This window comes from Pelagicoccus mobilis (assembly GCF_016595505.1).
Classification (GTDB): Bacteria; Verrucomicrobiota; Verrucomicrobiia; order Opitutales; family Opitutaceae; genus Pelagicoccus; species Pelagicoccus mobilis.
The window spans coordinates 42,080-59,168 of the sequence record NZ_JAENIL010000005.1 but is presented as its reverse complement, the minus strand read 5'-3'; the positions used below and the strand labels follow the sequence as shown (position 1 = coordinate 59,168).

General features: G+C 52.2%; 8 protein-coding genes. 4 read left to right on the top strand and 4 right to left on the bottom strand.

Features of this window, described 5'->3' with window-relative positions; genetic code table 11:
- Nucleotides 1–194: 194 nt before the first annotated feature.
- On the bottom strand, nt 195–1,382 hold the full coding sequence (locus JIN87_RS03560) for an FG-GAP repeat domain-containing protein (protein WP_200354147.1): 1,188 nt from the start codon (nt 1,380–1,382) through the stop codon (nt 195–197).
- Nucleotides 1,383–1,664: 282 nt separating this feature from the next.
- Here JIN87_RS03560 and JIN87_RS28710 point away from each other — a divergent pair, with 282 nt between their 5' ends.
- The 4 genes from JIN87_RS28710 to JIN87_RS03540 all read left to right on the top strand — a co-directional run bounded on the left by JIN87_RS28710 (nt 1,665) and on the right by JIN87_RS03540 (nt 10,965).
- Nucleotides 1,665–5,504 carry a hybrid sensor histidine kinase/response regulator transcription factor gene (locus JIN87_RS28710; RefSeq protein WP_200354146.1) on the top strand — a complete coding sequence of 1,280 codons (3,840 nt, stop codon included), beginning with the start codon at nt 1,665–1,667 and terminating at the stop codon, nt 5,502–5,504.
- A gap of 178 nt (nt 5,505–5,682) precedes the next feature.
- Nucleotides 5,683–7,185 carry a nucleoside hydrolase-like domain-containing protein gene (locus JIN87_RS03550; protein ID WP_200354145.1) on the top strand — a complete coding sequence of 501 codons (1,503 nt, stop codon included), beginning with the start codon at nt 5,683–5,685 and terminating at the stop codon, nt 7,183–7,185.
- Between the two features lie 270 nt (nt 7,186–7,455).
- Nucleotides 7,456–9,801, top strand: coding sequence for a DUF5060 domain-containing protein (locus JIN87_RS03545; protein ID WP_200354144.1), 2,346 nt, complete (start codon nt 7,456–7,458; stop codon nt 9,799–9,801).
- Nucleotides 9,802–9,936: 135 nt separating this feature from the next.
- Nucleotides 9,937–10,965 (top strand): hypothetical protein, encoded by a 1,029-nt coding sequence (locus JIN87_RS03540; RefSeq protein ID WP_200354143.1) that lies wholly within the window; start codon nt 9,937–9,939, stop codon nt 10,963–10,965.
- A gap of 178 nt (nt 10,966–11,143) precedes the next feature.
- On the opposite strand, the gene JIN87_RS03535 is transcribed toward JIN87_RS03540, so the two are convergent.
- From JIN87_RS03535 to JIN87_RS03525, 3 genes are all read right to left on the bottom strand, one after another.
- Nucleotides 11,144–11,593, bottom strand: coding sequence for a hypothetical protein (locus tag JIN87_RS03535; protein WP_200354142.1), 450 nt, complete (start codon nt 11,591–11,593; stop codon nt 11,144–11,146).
- A 138-nt stretch (nt 11,594–11,731) separates the two neighbouring features.
- Complete coding sequence (locus JIN87_RS03530) at nt 11,732–13,213, bottom strand: sulfatase family protein (RefSeq protein WP_200354141.1); 1,482 nt, start codon at nt 13,211–13,213, stop codon at nt 11,732–11,734.
- A 180-nt stretch (nt 13,214–13,393) separates the two neighbouring features.
- The gene (locus tag JIN87_RS03525; RefSeq protein WP_200354140.1) at nt 13,394–17,071 is read right to left on the bottom strand and encodes a CRTAC1 family protein; all 3,678 of its coding nucleotides are present in this window, start codon (nt 17,069–17,071) and stop codon (nt 13,394–13,396) included.
- Nucleotides 17,072–17,089: the final 18 nt, after the last annotated feature.

The window sequence follows — 17,089 nt, the reverse complement described above, 5'->3', positions numbered from 1 at the left end:
GTTTTTCTGAGACTTTTAGTTGAACCTCAAGGCGCTCAACTACTGTAAGTGTTAAGTAAGCGAGTCTGGAATCGTCGGCTGTTTTAAATTGTAGGGCGGGGTGCTGACCCGCCATCTTTGTCGCCTCGGCGCGGCGACCTACAGAAGTTAGCAATGCAAGATGGAATAGCGTAAGCCTACGCCACGCTCGATCTTCACTTCATCAGGTTCTCGTACCACACTATGTTTTTGCTTTCGTGGCCAGCATTGAGAAGGTCTGAGTCTCCATCTCCGTCCATGTCTATGGCGCGTAAATCATAGGAGGATTGGTTTTCGTCGATGGTTTCCTTCGAGAAATTGCCGTGCCCATCGTTTCGATACCAAGCGAGCTTCCCATCTTCTGCTCGCCCGCATGAGGCTGCGTCGATGTGACCGTCTCCATCAAGGTCTTGGGCTACCAAAGAATGGGGGCCTTCAAACTGGGGATCGATTTCGATCTCATTGAACTTAGGTCCCTTAAACCAGAGAATCCCTTTCCCGTGACCTCGACTAGCGAGGAAGTCCGTCGTCCCGTCGTTGTTCAAGTCTGCTGGAATGATGTTGCTTGCTCCCGGTTGCTTATCGGAGAGCAGGTGCTTCTTCCATACTGTGTTCGGGTCCTCGGGGTGCTCCCACCATGCAAACCACTCCCCTCCGGGAAAGCCCTTGCCACCCTTGGCTCCGCAACTGATGTCGGGGCGTCCGTCGCCATTCACATCACCGAGTCCCATGTAGTGGTTGCCTCCCGGCGCATCGCGATCAGCAAAAACGTGGCGTATCCAATTCTTTGCGGTATGAGGATTTTCAGGTGTCTCAAGCCAGGTGATCGAGTTGGGGAAGCTTGTCGCCGCATCCCCACGAAACGAGTTTGCGATGAGATCAATTTTTCCATCCTGATTTACGTCTCCCGTAATTAAACAATGGGTACCGAGGATTTCATCATCAACTGTGCGATAGACCCATTCTTCGCCTGAGAACGGATCGTCCGGAGTCTCAAGCCAGAAGACTGTGAGATTAGAGCCGATGAAGTCCATATCCCCATCACCATCCGCATCCATGACGCAGCTATGGATGCAGGCCGCTCTGGGATGGTTTCGGGACAATCCAGAACGTAGTTTGAAAACGACGTGCGGAGTGAAATCAGGACCTTTGAAGGCTACTGCTTGGTGTCCGAAAACCGACATCACATCCATGTGCCCATCTCCATCGAAATCAGCCGCCACAGCGGAATTGATTCTTCCAGGGGCGTTTTCGACGATCGTGTGCTTTCTCCAATTTTCTGCGGAGAGACTGTTGGTTCCGCAGGTCAATAGACCGAGAGCGATGGTTCCGAAGATACGGGACTGAGAGGCAAACGCGTTCATAGTAGAAAGTCTTACCGGAATTGATCCAAATGTGGACTCTTATCTCTTGGAAACTCGTACAATCACTCGCAATACAGAGGAGGCGAGACCTTTACTAAAAGACCCCTGTGGCCAGTTGTAACCGTTCAGCGGTAAGCTGATTGCCTATGGGGAATGAGGACTTCCTGCTTGATGGTTTTCTTGCCAGGGGCGTAGCCTCCGGTTGCAAATTTATTCAAGAGAATGCTGAGGTGCTGCAAAAGGTTAGTCATATTCGGGGTCGGGCTTTGTTTGAGCCTGACCGTGGCATTCGGTAATTTCGTTCCTTCCACTTCGCCAACACTGCTCGAGCCCTGGAGGTGGAAGGAGCTGGAACCGCTTGATGGTTTTTCAATGACCTGCGGAGCGGAGTCCGAAGCGGGTACGCTTTGGTTTGGGCGCCAAGGTTCGGTCTTGTCCTATGATGGATACGAAGTGGAGGAGTGGTCTCTCCCTGATGATTTCGGGAACGCTAGTGTCTTTCAACTTTACCCAGAGAGTGACTCTTCCGTCTACGTCTATACATCGGAAGGCATCCTTTATCTTGATGGCGATGGATGGACTCGATTGGCACGCTTCAAAGTGGATCACCCCTTGCAGGTCCGTGACTTCATGGTTCGAAACAGTCATGGAGTCATGTATGCTTGTATCCCAAGCAGTATCGTAAGAATTGAAAACGGACGATTGTATCTGGCACTCGCTCTTTCCGAGCCATCGCACTCATATACGATCGATGCATCGGATCGGATCTGGTTTGTCGAAGAGAGCGAGGGGCGCCTCGTAAGTTATCAGACGGATGAGTCAGGGAACTTGTCCAAGTCGAAGCGGCGTGTTTATGAGTTGGGAGAAGGAGAGGATCTCGACGGTATTCATCTGATCGGATCTGTGCACTCTGATGAGGTTTGGGCTGTATCGCGGCGTCCGGGAGTGTTGCCTAATGTGTACTCCTCTTCGACTCAACTCTGGGAGAAGCGTGACCTATCAGCCCTGACAGGTAACAATGCTCATGCAGCCGGGAGACGTCTTTCGGAAGATATTTTGTTTATCGAATCCAAAACGAGGCTTTTGTTGAGGCAAGGGGGGCAATGGATCGAATTGGAGGTGCCTGGAGTCAAATTGCCGATTTCAAGCGTATTCACTTTTTCACGTCGAAATGGAAATTTGATTATTGGTGGACAAGGAGAACCGACCTACGAAGTGGAATTGTCGGGCGATCATTGGGCATCGTATGAACAGTTGAATTTCCACTGTGAAACTTCGAACCAGCATCAGTGGTTTATCTCCTTCGAGGGAGCCATCCTCGAATTCGATCCAGTGAAAGGTGAGTGGCTGACGCATCTGGATGGTGTTTTGGATACGCCGGTTGGTATGCTGAGGACGAGCGATGATACTGTTTGGGCGTATGGATCGCATGGTGGTATTCCTGCTGTTTCGCTATTTGATGGGCATTCTTGGCGACTCGACGAGTTATCCGATTTGGAGAGCTTCGTTGGTTACATGTCGGCGACGGAGTTGCGGGATGGTAGGGTGTTGTTTGGGTCTGGACCGGCAAGCAGTTCCTCTGGGCGTGGAGGTCTGATCGTCTACGAGAAGGATGGTTCGGGCTATCGCTCACGACATATTCCTCGAACAATCGCTCCTGCTCGACCGGTATCGCTTGCGGAAGGTAAGGACGGAGCTGTTTGGATGAGCGGTTCTTCGCTTGTCGCTTTGAATGCTTCACTCGAAGCCTCTATTCCTGTCGAGCAACCGCCTAACCCAGATGAGTGGATTGATCATGTTGCGAGTGACCACGAAGGTGCCGTTTGGGTAGCCAACTGGACTGAGGGGCTGTTTCGGAAGGAAGAAGACGGGTGGGCGAAAATCTTAGCTCCAGACGATATCGCGAGTGATCACGTTGCTTACGTGCATCCCGATGCAATTCGAACCAATCAGATTTGGGTCGCTACGAATAGAGGCATCTCGCGTTTTGACGGGAAAAACTGGATACCAGAGAGTCTACCCGAATCGATCAGTTTCCGTCGCGAAGGCGGGACGCTGCGGCAATCGATGAATGGAGATGTGTGGATCAATAGAGGTCCGAGAAGTTGGTATTTCCGAACGAGCGAAAACAAGATGATACCGGAACGGATCGCGTCGAGCTTCACGACCATTCGATATCGTCCGGATCAAACACCGCCTCGTGTTCGTATTGAGTCTTTTGATAACAATACGACTCGACCCTCAAGTATCCATGTTCGCTGGAAGGGATTGGATAAATGGTCGGACACGCCACAGAGTGATCTCAGGTACTCTTATCGATTCGGCGAGAACGATTGGTCTGCGTTTTCAACTGAGACCAACGCGACGTTTGTGGATACTGCGAGTGGTGAACATCTGTTTCAAGTGAGAGTAATTGACCGTGATGGTAATGTGAGTACAGCTCCGGCCGAGGCGTTGATCACTGTGCAGCCACCTTATTGGCAGAGGACTTGGTTCCTCGTCGGAGTGCTCGGCTCTTTGCTAACGATCGTATTGCTGATCGCCCTCTTGATCAGGCAGGGGATTCGACATGTGCTTAAAATCGAGGAGTTCAAGATACAGTTCTTCACCAACATATCCCATGAACTGCGAACTCCGCTCACCGTGATACTTGCTCCTCTCGAGAGGCTGTTGGACAAAGGGAAAACTAAGGAGGAAAAGTCAGATTTGGAGCTCGCTCATCGGAACGCTCGGAAAATGCAGCTGTTGATTGATCAATTGCTCGATTTTCGAAGTGCGGAGCAAGGACCGATTGTGATCAATCGCTCTGAGTTTGACTTCATTCGTTGCGTCGACGAAGCAGTCCGCCTGATCGAGCCGCTAGCTAAGGAAAAATCACAGGAGATCCAGCAAGTTCGTTCAACAGATTCTTATGAGGCGAGTTTCGATTTGGAGAAAGTCGAAACGATTCTGAGTAATCTGATTAGCAACGCCATCAAGTACACCCAAGAAAATGGATACATACGAGTCGAGGCGGCGATTTCGGAGGGAGAGTACGAACCAATTGCTACAGTGACGATTGAGGATAATGGTCCGGGTATTCAAAAAGGGGATCTTGAGCGAATTTGGGAAACGTTTTATCGTGGGCAGAATACAGCGGATAGTGGTACTCGAGGTTCCGGTATAGGGCTCGCTTATGCAAAGGCGCTTGTTGAGGCTCACGGGGGATCTATTTCGGTGGAGAGTCCGGTAAACGAAGTGGACGGAAAGATGCGTGGCACCCGATTCCAAGTTTCGATTCCGCTTCAGACGGTTTCTGATGAAGAGCGGGCCAAGGTGGGCGAAGAGTCGCATGCTTTTGAGGCCTCCGAGGATACTCCACGAATTCTCATTATCGAAGATGACGACGATATCCGCTCGTTCCTTGCCAATGAGTTGCGGAAAACGTTTGTGGTGAAGGAAGCGAGCGATGGAGTGGAGGGATGGCGGATCGCCCAGGAGATGATCCCTGATCTTATCGTGTGCGATGTGATGATGCCTCACAAGGACGGCCGTGAAGTTTGCCGTTTGGTTAAGAGTGCTGATTCCACAAGCCACATTCCGGTTTTCTTGCTGACTGCCCTGAACTCAGAGACGCACGAGATGGCTGGGCTCGAGTCGGGTGCGGATGACTATATCGCGAAGCCAGTGAATTTGGGTATTCTTAAACAACGTATCCACAATCTGATTTCGTCGAGGAAGAAGATCCATGAACGCTACGCGAAACTTAGTCCTGAGGCTAAGATTGAAGCCAAGGAACTGACTGGGAATCCGCAGGAAGAAGCCTTCCTCGCTAAAGCGTTAAAAACGGTAGAAGAGAATGCCGACAATACAGAGCTAGATGTTGAGTATCTCGCATCGCAGATGGGAATGAGCCGGATGTCTCTCTATCGGAAGTTTAAGGCGATGACAGGGGAGTCTCCCGGTAACTTCATCCGAAGCGTGAGAATGAAGAAGGCTGCGGGCTTGCTTGCGGGGCATTCGCTCAACGTTTCACAAATCTCCGATAGCGTAGGATTTTCCGATATCAGCCAGTTTAGTAAATCCTTCAAAAAATACTTCGGCGAATCACCTTCGCAGTATCGCGAGCGCGTACGGGGTTAGAAGAAGATCGAACCGTAGCGCGGTGCTTCAGCCCGCGACCTCAGAGAATTGATCCTGCAACGCCGCCGCGGGCTAAAGCACCGCGCTACGCTTTTCGCCTCCCTCGTTGAAAAGGAAACACCAAGCTCTGGTATGAATGGACAAGTCTGCTTCGCGGCAATTGTGGTACAATGTTACCATGCCCCATCGTTTGATCCTTTGTTTCCTCAGTCTACTTGTTGCTGCATCGGCTGCCGTTTGCCCGGCAGCCGCTAAGCACCGCCTCATCATTCTTGCCGACATGGGGAATGAACCGGATGAGATGCAGCAAATGATCCACATGATTGCCTGCTCTAACGAGTTCGACATCGAGGGACTCATTGCTGTCACCGGAAAGTACCTGCACCCGGATTCTCTCCTTGGCGAATACAACCGGGTCACCCACCCGGAGCTCTTTCACGAGATCATCGATGCTTATGCCGAAGTTCTGCCGAATCTGCGGAAGCACGCTGATGGCTATCCGGATCCGGAATGGTTGAGAACAAAGGTAGCCGCTGGCCAGAAAGGGTACGGGATCGCTGATGTTGTGATAGGAAACTCCTCCGCTGGATCGGAGCTCATCATTGAAGCCGTTACCAATGGGGACGAGCGTCCTGTTTGGATTGCGGTCAATGCGGGCTCTAACACGCTGGCTCAAGCCTTAGTCGATTATCAATCGAGACATTCGGAGGAGGCGTTTGAGGCTTTTGTAGCGAAACTGCGGGTATTCGAAAATGGTTCCCAAGACAATGCGGGATCTTGGATCTGTAATCAGTATCCGGATATCCACTGGATTCGTAGCAATTTCCAAACCTACGCCTACGGCGGTCCTACCTGGAATAAGCAAGGAGAGGGGCTCGGCCCGCACGACTGGAAACCCTACGAGTATACGACGAAGGGCCAACTCGATTGGCAAAACGAACACATTCGTTTCGATCACGGTCCCCTAGGTGCTTTGTATCCAGAACGCGTTTACCATGCCTGGGGCGAAGGAGTGGTGGGCTTCATGGAAGGGGGCGGCACCATTCCCTGGATGGGCTTGGTCAATAGAGGGCTGTTCGATATCAATCAACCGTCGTGGGGTGGGTGGAGCGGTCGCTTTACTGAAAGCAAGACCAAGAACTTTTGGTCGCGGCACAATGACATCAGAGAAGACGAAAAGGAGGTTACTCCATTCTACACCTATAGCGAAGCCAGCGACCACTGGACGCATCCAGCGAGCGGTAAGAGCTTCAACAGCAACTACGTTCCGATTTGGCGTTGGCGCGAGGCGATGTACAACGATTTCAAAGCCCGAATGGACTGGTGCATGATGGATTATGAGGACGCGAACCATCACCCGATCGCAGCCCTTAAGGGTGACAAGAGCCGATCGATCGTCCGAATGACCGCACGAGCGGGTGAGATGATCGAGCTGGATGCGTCGGCGAGTGAAGATCCGGATGGCGACACGCTCTCATTCCACTGGTGGCAATATCAAGAGGCGGGCACTTATACTGGGGTTGTGAACGTACACGATAGCCGTGAAGTGAAAACAGAGGTGACGATCCCAAGTGGAGCGCGTGGAAAACAGATCCACATCATCCTTGAGGTTCATGACAACGATCCGGATGGGAAGCTCTTTGCCTATCGTCGAGTTGTTATCGATGTGGTGGAGGAGTGAATGAGGAGGGCAACGCTCCGTCGTTGCCTTTGCAGGAACCTAACTTGATACGGCATTGACGGAGCATTGCCCTCCTATTATACGGATGCTGATTATCAATGACTTGCAGCTGTGTGAAACAGAAGCACCAACAACTGGTATGAACGGACAAACGGAGAAAACGGCGATTTTGCTAGTTTAAGAACACCCTAGATCCCCTGAATGAATCGGTTGTCAGATTGACCACGCCTGCGGAAGGAGTGTCTGGGCATTTTCTATTTTCTCAGACCAATGACCACACGTTTGTTCAAATCGAGCCTCCTTCAAATCTTCGCTATTCTCGCTCTCGTTGCCTTCAGAGTTGAGGGGGCGAAATTAACCGGTGAAACCAAGCAGTGGCACACCGTCACCTTAAGCTTCGATGGGCCGTATTCGAGTGAAGCGGCGGACGTGAATCCGTTTTTCGACTATCGCATGGATGTCGATTTCACGCACGAGTCTGGAGCGAGTTACTCGGTCCCGGGTTACTTTGCGGCTGATGGCCAGGCGGGCGATACTGGGGCGAAAGAAGGGGATCAATGGAGGGTGCATTTCACGCCTGATCAGCTCGGAACCTGGAAGTATTCGGTACATTTTCGCCAAGGTGATTTGATCGCGTCCAAGCCCATTCACGAGTATCCAAACGCTGGTGATCGCATTTCAGGGGTCGATGGCTTGAGTGGATCTTTCGAGGTTACCACCTCCGATAAGAGAGGGCGTGACTTCCGTAATCCAGAGAATGGCCGCTTAGTTTTTAACGGCAAGTCTCACTTGAAATACTCTGGGAGCGAACGCCACTTTTTGAAAGCGGGGCAAGGGTCGCCGGAGACCTTTATCGCGTATTACGAATTTGACGACGTCCGCGACTTGAAGGGCAACTTCATTCATCGCTACGAAGTACATGGTCAACACTATGACGAAGCCGCAGCTCCGTACACCTGGAAGAATGGCAAAGGAAAGAACCTGCTGGGTGCAATCAACTACCTGTCTCAGACTGGCGTGAACAGTCAGTACGTTATCCTGACCACTCTCGAAGGGGATGGCCAAGATTCATGGCCTTGGGCGGATCCAGAGGATCTCACTCGCTATGACTGCTCGAAACTGGACCAATGGAATCGCGTTTTTTCCTATATGAACAGCAAGGGTCTCATGCTGACTTGCCTTCTGCTGGAAACTGAAAACGAGCAGATTTTCGACGAAGGCGAGGCGATCGGTCCGGAGCGCAAGGTCTACTTCCGTGAAATGGTTGCCCGTTTCGCTCATCTACCAGCTGTGTCCTGGATCATGAGCGAAGAGACGCGTTTGAAGGATTTGTTTCCGGCGGACTATAATCGTCAGCGTATCCGTTATTTTAGAGGGATTGATCCCTACAACCATCCAACCGGCCTCCACAATGGAGTGATCAATGGGATGGATTTCGCGGATGTGCCAGAGTTTGACTACTTTTCGCTGCACTCGAGCGCGGACAATTGGACGCAGGCGAACGCGAAGATCCTTTTCCGTGTAAACGAAGCAAAGTGGCGTGGTCACCCATGGGTGGTTTTCTACGACGAGTGTGTATCTGCCCGCTATGGCGTGCCTCCGGATTCGCAGGATCCAGATCACGATCTCGAGCGTGAACACGGTTTGTGGGGAACCTTCCTCGCCGGTGGCGGCGGTATTTCTTGGTATTATGGATACAAGAACCCGCATAACGACTTGAACTGCGAGGACTTCACGCTGCGCGAAGAGATGTTCCGTCAATCCAAGATCGCCATCGACTTCTTCGAGGAACACGAGATCCCGTTCTGGGAAATGGAAAGCCGTAACGAGCTCGTAGACAGCGGCCTCTGTCTCGCGAAAGAAGGCGAGATCTACGTGGTGCAGATGGATATGCCGACCTTCGGAAAAATTCAGTTGTTCGACGATACCGAATACGAGGTATTCTGGTTCGATCCTAAAACTGGGGGCGATCTGCAGAAGGGAACGGTGTCTCGTATCAAGGGACCAGGCAGTGTTTCGCTGGGAAGGCCTTCCGGAGATCCTGAGCGTCATTGGGTGAACCTCATTCGTGCTACAAGCGCAAAAGGAGCAGCTAAAAGTAGCGAATCTTATTTTGATGAAGAGGGCGGACTCCTTGTCGTGGAGGCTGAAGACCTGCCGCGAACTAAGAATTGGGTAGTCCAGTCGCAATCCAATGGATACACGGGAGACGCTTATCTCCATTGGCAGGGCACGGATTCGCCCTCAGAGCCAGCCGATGAAGTGATAGAAGTGACAATTAAAGTCACCTCTCCTGGAGCTTACAACTTCTACACAAGAGGTATGGAAGGAGTGGCCTGGGTCCGTTTTCCGAATGCCTCCAAGATCCACGCTGAGACCATCGACGGTTGGATTCCTTTGGGAGGGATTGATGAATCGTCTTGGTCCTGGAGCGGAAAAAAGGGATCGGTCGTCCAAATAGATTTCGAAGAGCCCGAGTACTACACGCTGCAAATTGCCGGTGGATCTAAGGGGGCGGCTATCGACCGTCTGGTTCTGCGCCATTCAGGTGTCTCACAAAAGAAGGCACTCTCGTTGTCAGCTGCTAAGTCCGAAGTCGGAAGCGGGGTTGAATAGGGATTGTTCGCGGGCCATCGCCCTGAATTTCCTCCGATAGTTTTATACCAAGAAAACCCAATGTTAATTGTGCAAAAGAGAAAACGAATCCAAAAATACCTTACGCTTGCGAGTGCTCTCGTCACAGCGTGTCTAATGAACGCAAAGCCACCTGCCATTGTTGGAAGCAATGGAGACTACATTGTCATCGAAGCCGAATCAGCCAACGAACTGGGCAATTGGGTGGTTCATCAGGATAACTCGAAATACGAGTGGTTAGAGGGATTTACCGGAGATGGATGTATCCAGTTTACGGGGAATCGAGAGAACAGCGGTCCTCCCGATAGTATCCTGACCTACCGGTTTAAAGTGAAGGAAAGAGGAATCTATCGATTGCTAGCCCACGGCTTAGAAGCTCCAATGGAGACTCATGAAGGAGACAAGGCGAACGACTGTTATGTCCGACTTCTAGGAGCTCCCAAATACAAGGGCGAGTTCACGAAGTTTGTTCTCGGCGGTGACAGCTATCAGTGGTCTTGGAACATCAACCTCGAAGTTGGGCACCACATGTTTGAACCGCCTATCTACCGCTTGCGTGAAGGCGTTTACCAGCTTCAGATCGCAGGCAGATCAAAGAACTTCTTCTTGGACCGGTTTGTTCTCTATCCTATCGCTGAGGAACCCGCAGCTCGGAGTCTATCGTTAGATCCCGTGAAATTTGAAGAAGGTAAGCTGAACGGTGGATACGTGTATGATTCAGCCAAGGACTTCGCTTCTGTTTCCGATCCGGAGTTGGGCGAGGTCTATGTGGATAAGTGGCGTAACGTTCTGGCAGTTGATGCAACCAAGCTGGAGCTGCGGAAGATATTTTCTGGGGCGGCTCTCACGTTTGAAGGGAAGAGTGGTGTCTATGACGTTCAAATCAAAACCATGACTGAAATTGATGGAGAGAGTGTGTACCGCTTCTATCTCAACGGAGAACGTGTCGGGCACAACTACAAGAATCCGGCTTCTGATATCGACTACAGTCCGTCCTATTTCACTTGGGAAGGTGTCAGTATCAAAAAGGGCGATACGATACGCATCGACAGCAAGCCCGATACCAACGGAAAGATCCCAGAAGGGGACGAGACCGCCTGGGCTCGTGGTCGTTGGGTTAGTCTGACGCTCAGACCGAGTACTTGAGCGCTTTACTCCCGAACGCCGGGTGGAGGGGGTTGATTCTCTACCCAGTGAAAAAGCTATGTGTTTTGACGTAGTCTGGATCAACGGTCAGGCCGGAGCCGGGGAACGTGCGAAAAGGGCGGTTCACTTGAACGGTATATTGGAACATCTGTCTCCGATCATCGAATACATGGGAGCTCTAGGGATGTTCCACCTTTTCATAGAAAATACTGAGACCGTTCACAGTCAGTACCAAAGTGGAATCTTCTTCGATGACGAAAGCCATTACTCCGTCGTCCTGATAAATGAAGAGGTTTTGTTTGTATATGAAATAACGTCCCTCATCCCGGTCGCTTCCATCCTCCTTCTGAGTTACGCTAATGTTGTTTTCTTTCAGAATAATTTCCGTACCCCCGAAGTTTTCCTTCAATTGTGGCGCAAGCGATTCCTCGAGTGCCTGAATTCGATTTGCAATGAGCTCAAGGGGAGCGTCATGCGAGGCCAATTTCTCCCGCATAGAGTGGATAGCCATCGACATATGTGCCGCTCCTGTTGTGGGTAAGTCGAGCTTGTACACGCCGATTTCCGATTGCCCCTTCGCTAGCGTTAGCACTGTCAGTTGAAACAATATGACTATGTAGGTTTTCATTCGATACTGTCGTTGATCTTAGAATTCAAAGTTTACTCCAGCAACCCTCGCTGGAGCGTTGCGTCTAGAAGATGGTTACTTGGGCTCTTGTCGATGATTGGGTAGCAACGATTTTACCCGAAATTGATCGCGCTGTCGCTATTTTCCTGTCTTTCGAATCCTAGGTGGGTGAGGGGCGTGAGGGGCTGAGAGTCCGTTTGCGACGTTCGCGTAGCTTTGCAGCGTTTCGAAGCGTACATCGGTTAGACCTTCTTCGAGAGGCCAATCCTTTCCTATGTCGCGCACTTTTACGCCGAGGACCCGCTTAAAGAGGAGCTCGGTGAGTTCGTGACGGATCTTTTCGTATTTGGGATCTTCGTACAGATTGTTGGATTCGTCGGGATCTCTTGCGAGATTGTAGAGTTCGCAGCGGTCATCGTAGTAGAAGCTTAGCTTCCAGTCTCCTTTTCGAATCATGCTTCCTGGGCCGAAACTAGTTGGGGGACCGGGCGCGCGAAGACAGAGATTGTCGATCGGGTCCGTCCAGGTAGGAGCTCCTGCTCCGGCTTCGCAGAGAACGCTCTCACGCCCTGAATCGTCGCCTGCATCGAGATCAGCTTTCCAGGACTTTCCGACCATTGTGGAGGGCATGTGGACGCCTAGGCAGTCGAGCAGGGTGGGAACCAGGTCGATTTCCTCCATGAGTCCTTTAAAGGTCGTATCCGCCCAACGACCGTCTGGATGACGGATGATGGCGGGAATGCGGGCGAGGGAATCGTAGAAGGCCGGAAGTTTGTGGGTCATGCGATGGTCTCCCAATAGCTCGCCATGGTCGGAGAAAAAGAGCACTACAGTTGTTCGATCCTTACCCGTTCGCTCGAGCGTATCCAGTAGCCGGCCTACGGAATCGTCGACGTAGCGGATTTGTCCCATGTAGGTCGCTATGGCCTCCTTCATCTCTGGGTCGGAGCATTCGTGCATCATTGAGTGCTTCCGCCAGACTTCATTGCGTATGGGCTGTTTCGATACGTCGTAGTTCTCCCAGGTGTTCGGGAGTTCTATCTCATCCGGATTGAAAAGGGATTTGTAGGGTTCGGGACAGATGAAAGCGGGATGCGGGTCTTGGTAGTTGACCCAAGCAAAGAATGGACCCTCTGCGCGTTCGATGAAATCGATGGTCTCGTCAGTGAGCCGTCCGGTGATGTTGTATTCATGCTCGGCCTCGAGTTCGAAGGCTCTGTAAGCTCGGTCAAACTTGGGGTGGTCGTCGTAGTTGCCCAGACAGACTTCATCGATCTCGTCCCAAAGGTCAGCCAGCTTTTCGTAGGTGAAAAGGTGGTTTTTGCCGAACATGCCAGTGCGGTAGCCTGCGTCCTTCAGCGAGGAGACGAGGTTGGGTACGGCAGGGTCGATGGTGGAACCGTAGTTGCGGCATCCGTGTTCACCGACATAGGTCGAGGTGGTGAAACAGATGCGGCTGGGGCCGCAGAGAGGGGCTTGGCAGTAGCAGTTTTCAAAGCGAACCCCTTCTGAACTCAGCCGGTCTATGTGCTGGGTGTTTACTTCGGGGTGACCGTAGCAGCCGAGATAGTCGGCGCGTAGTTGATCGGGAGTGATGATCAGGAGATTGTAATCGGACATTCGTCGCTCGGTTGAGGATATGGGGCGAATCTGAGTACGGCTTTTCAATTGGCTGTGTCGCTCCATTGCAATGTGAGAGCCGGATTTGTTACCCTAAGCTAAGCCTTTGTTACCGCCGCTACGGTGCCGCAATCTAATCGTACGTTATACTGTTAACCGTCGGCGGATAAGATCCAGTCGCTAGCGACGCTTTGAGAAACGTAATCCCTCGGCTTGAGACACGACGAGTTCACGAGAGCCTTCCATTTCTTCGGCTATTGGATGAACACTTGTGCTTCCATCGGGCCAAGTAACCGATACCGATTGAGGCCAGCTTGGTGTCCCGAAAACATGGGTGGCCGATTCTTGAGACCAGTAGCCATTTCCTGATGATATGACACGCGTGGTGGAGTCTGAGCTCGAGAATTGCAGACTAAGCGTTGCTCCAATTGCGTTGGGATTTTTGTCGTTACCCTCCAAGCGAACGCGAAGGCCTGGTTTGGCTTGGCGGTTGATGAAGAGTTTCGTCTGTGCCCCGTTCTGCGCGACCGCTAAGTCGACGCGTCCATCGGAATTGAAATCGCTAAGGGCCGCTCCTCTTTGTTCACCGTAGATCTTTACGCCTGAGACGGAACCTGAGACTGGCTCTAGGTTTCCTTTCCCGTCCCCCTTGAGCCAAAGGCCGCGGCCACCATCGTTGCGAGGTGTTTCGATTTGGACGGCAAAGAAGTTTTGGGCTAGGAATACATCGTCGTTCCCATCACCATCCATGTCTCCAATACAGACGCCGAAAGCAGGCGCCCATTGGGATTCGATCGGCAAGCTGCGAGCTTCGTAGTGATCCCCGCGGCGGAAGAAGACCTTGTGGTCTAAGGTATTGGTCTCAAGTTTCTTGGTCTTGTTGAGATGGTCGCCGTAGATTGATTCCAAGCTGGCGAGTCCGAAGTTCTCGAACGTCTTCATCTTTTGGCGGACGAAAGGCATGGCACGGCTGGAGCAGCTGAAACCTCGCTCAGGAACGGTACAGGCCATTTGTGTATCATAGTGGGCCTCGATGATGTCTTCGACCCCGTTGCCATCCACATCGCCATAGTAGATCTGCAGAGGACCTTTCTTCGATCCGTAGCTGCCTTCGTACTTGCTATTACGTCCCCAATTTGTGGCGACGATATCGAGTTGGCCATCGCGGTCTAGGTCGCCGATTGCGACTCCATTCCACCAGCCGGTTTCATTCGCAAGACCGAGTTCCTGAGTCTTGTCGGCAAATATTCCGTCATTATTTTCAAATACACGGACAGGTCCCCATTCCATGGCGAGAACGAGGTCCTGATCTCCATCGCTGTCGAGATCGGCGAAGGTAGCGCTGCTGACCAGACCTACTTGCTCGAATGATTCGCTTACAACCGCATCGTATTCAAACTTTCCGTTCTCGTTCTTGTAAACCCGAGATGTGGCCGCTCGCGGGTACTGTCCTGGGATCACGCGGCCGCCCACGAATAGGTCGAGATCTCCATCTTGGTCGATGTCAGCTTGGGTCATTGGGCCGTTAGCGTCCGTGATAGGGGAGAAGGCTTCTCCAAGTTTCCAACCTGATTCCGCTTGAAATTTGAAAGGGAGTACCGGGGAGACATTCTCGCCTTCGTAGCCGGACATGCCCAAGATGAAATTCGTATTCCCTCGGCCGTCAGGTTGGGCGAGGATCGTAGTCTGGTCGACGGGAGCTTGGAGGCTGTCTACCTTACGGAAGCCCTTGTGCCCCAGATTGGCGATTAATGCCAAGGTGCCTCCTTGGCCGCTAGGAACGAAAAGCTCATCCAAACCATCACTATCGATGTCGACCCAGGTCACACCCGGTCCGAGTTGGGAAAGGCGATTGGGCAATAGGGGCTGTCTTGCGAAGTCGTTAAACTCCTCTTCGTGGTGAACATGTTTCAAGAGCCGACTGATGTCTTCGAAGATGGGACGAGCCTTTATAGCATCGAGCTGGTTTTTCGGCTGCGATGAAGCGTGGCTGATTGTGTGCAGGTAGTTTGGCTTTGGGGAAGGGAGTGTCGAAATTCGTCCGTCTGGCCATTCAACCTCTATGGAGTGCGGAATCGAGGGTGCTGGAAAGGAGGCTTTAGTATCGGAGCTAGACGCGTAGCTGCCGCCGGAAACGATCTCGCGGAGACCGAGTTTAGCCTCCTTCGAAAGAAGTCGGATCTTCGCTCCGATTGAGTGTTCGTTGCCCTCTGGGCCATTCAAGCTCACGATGATCCGGTCAGAGCTAGCGTTGTTTCGATAGAGCTCGGGAGCTGACTCAGTGTTATTGATTATTAGGTCGAGGTCACCGTCTTGGTCGAAGTCGGCGAGGGCGAGCCCACCGGATACCGCTTTGTCGGCAAAGCCCCATTTTGCGCTGTAGTCCTTAAACGTGCGATCGCCTTGATTGCGGAAGATGAAGTTCCGCATCGGTAGGCGAGGGTAGCGTTCTTGGCGGGCGATATAGGCGCTCGGGGTTTCGTAGCCCTCTTCTTTTATTTGGGCGATCACATCGGCGTCGGTGAAGTCACGTATTGAACCGGTGGTGACGATTACATCCTCAAAGCCGTCGAGGTCGATGTCGAGAAACGCAGGAGACCAGGACCACTCGGAGGCTTTGACTCCGGAAAACTGTGCGATTTCGGTCCAAGTGTTGTCACCTCGATTCAAGAGAAGCGTGTTCTGCATGATTTGCGGGCGATTATCGATTTTTCCGATCGAAGACTTGGTCACCACCATTTCACCCATTTGTTTTTTGCGAAGCGCGTGGCTGCGGCTGAGCATGTCTACCACGAAGAAGTCTTGATGTCCGTCGCGATCGATATCGGCAAAGTCGACCCCCATCGAGGAATTGCTGGTTCTGCGGATGGCGAGTTTGTCAACGGGGCTGAAGTAGCCCTCGCCGTTGTTGATCCAGAAGTGGTCGGGCGAACTGAAATCATTGCATACGTAGAGATCGGGATCCCCATCCTGATCCACGTCGCGAAAGCTCGCGGTCAGTCCCCACTCTTCGGGAAGGCGTTTGAGCGGGGCTCCTGATTCATCGAGGAAGCGATCGTAGGCGGGCGTGAATTTCCCGGTACCGTCGTTGAGGTAGAGCACGTCATGCAGACCGTTTTCTTCGATTGAAAAAACTTCGGTTCCGTTGGCGCTGTCGAAACGTAGGCTGAAGCGGGCGGAGAATTGCTCGCTTGGAGATTTGCCCGCCTTCACCAACTCAATGTCTGGTTGGAGGTGCTTGTTCAGGTCCTCCTCGCTGAGGCGGTCGCGGGCCACTGTGTTGAGGTAGCGGGAGGTAAAGAGGTCGAGGTCCCCATCGAGGTCGACATCCGCAAGCGCGAAGGATGTGGTTCCTCCGATATCGGAGCGCACCCAATCGATTTTGTCGGAGATACTGAAGTTCCCTTGTCCGTCGTTGAGAAGGAGGAGGTTTTCTTCCAGAAGGCTGCCGCAGAAGAGGTCCAGGTCGCCATCTCCGTCACAGTCAGCGAAGGTGGCGGCGTTCAGATAGAGCTCCTTTGCAAGCTCGGGCAATTGATCCGAGGCGTCAGTAAACTGCCAGTCTCCAGAGTTTGTATACAGGCGGCTGGAGCCATCGAGTCCGCAGAGAAAAATATCGGGTAGTCCGTCCTGGTTGATGTCTCCCGTCGCGACTCCACCGTTTTCGATGTAGAGGGTGCGGTCGAGCTGTTCGCGAGCCTGCGCCCCAGCGAAGTCGATACCGACAGTGTGTGGCTCGATTTGGCTGAAGCCGGGAGTGCCGGAGTTGGCGGGGGCGAGGCGAGTTGACTCTTGGCCATCGGTCTGAGCGATAGCTAGGGGGAAAATTGGGGCAAAGAGAGCAAAGCTAAGCTTCATTGAGCAAAGGTAAGGTAG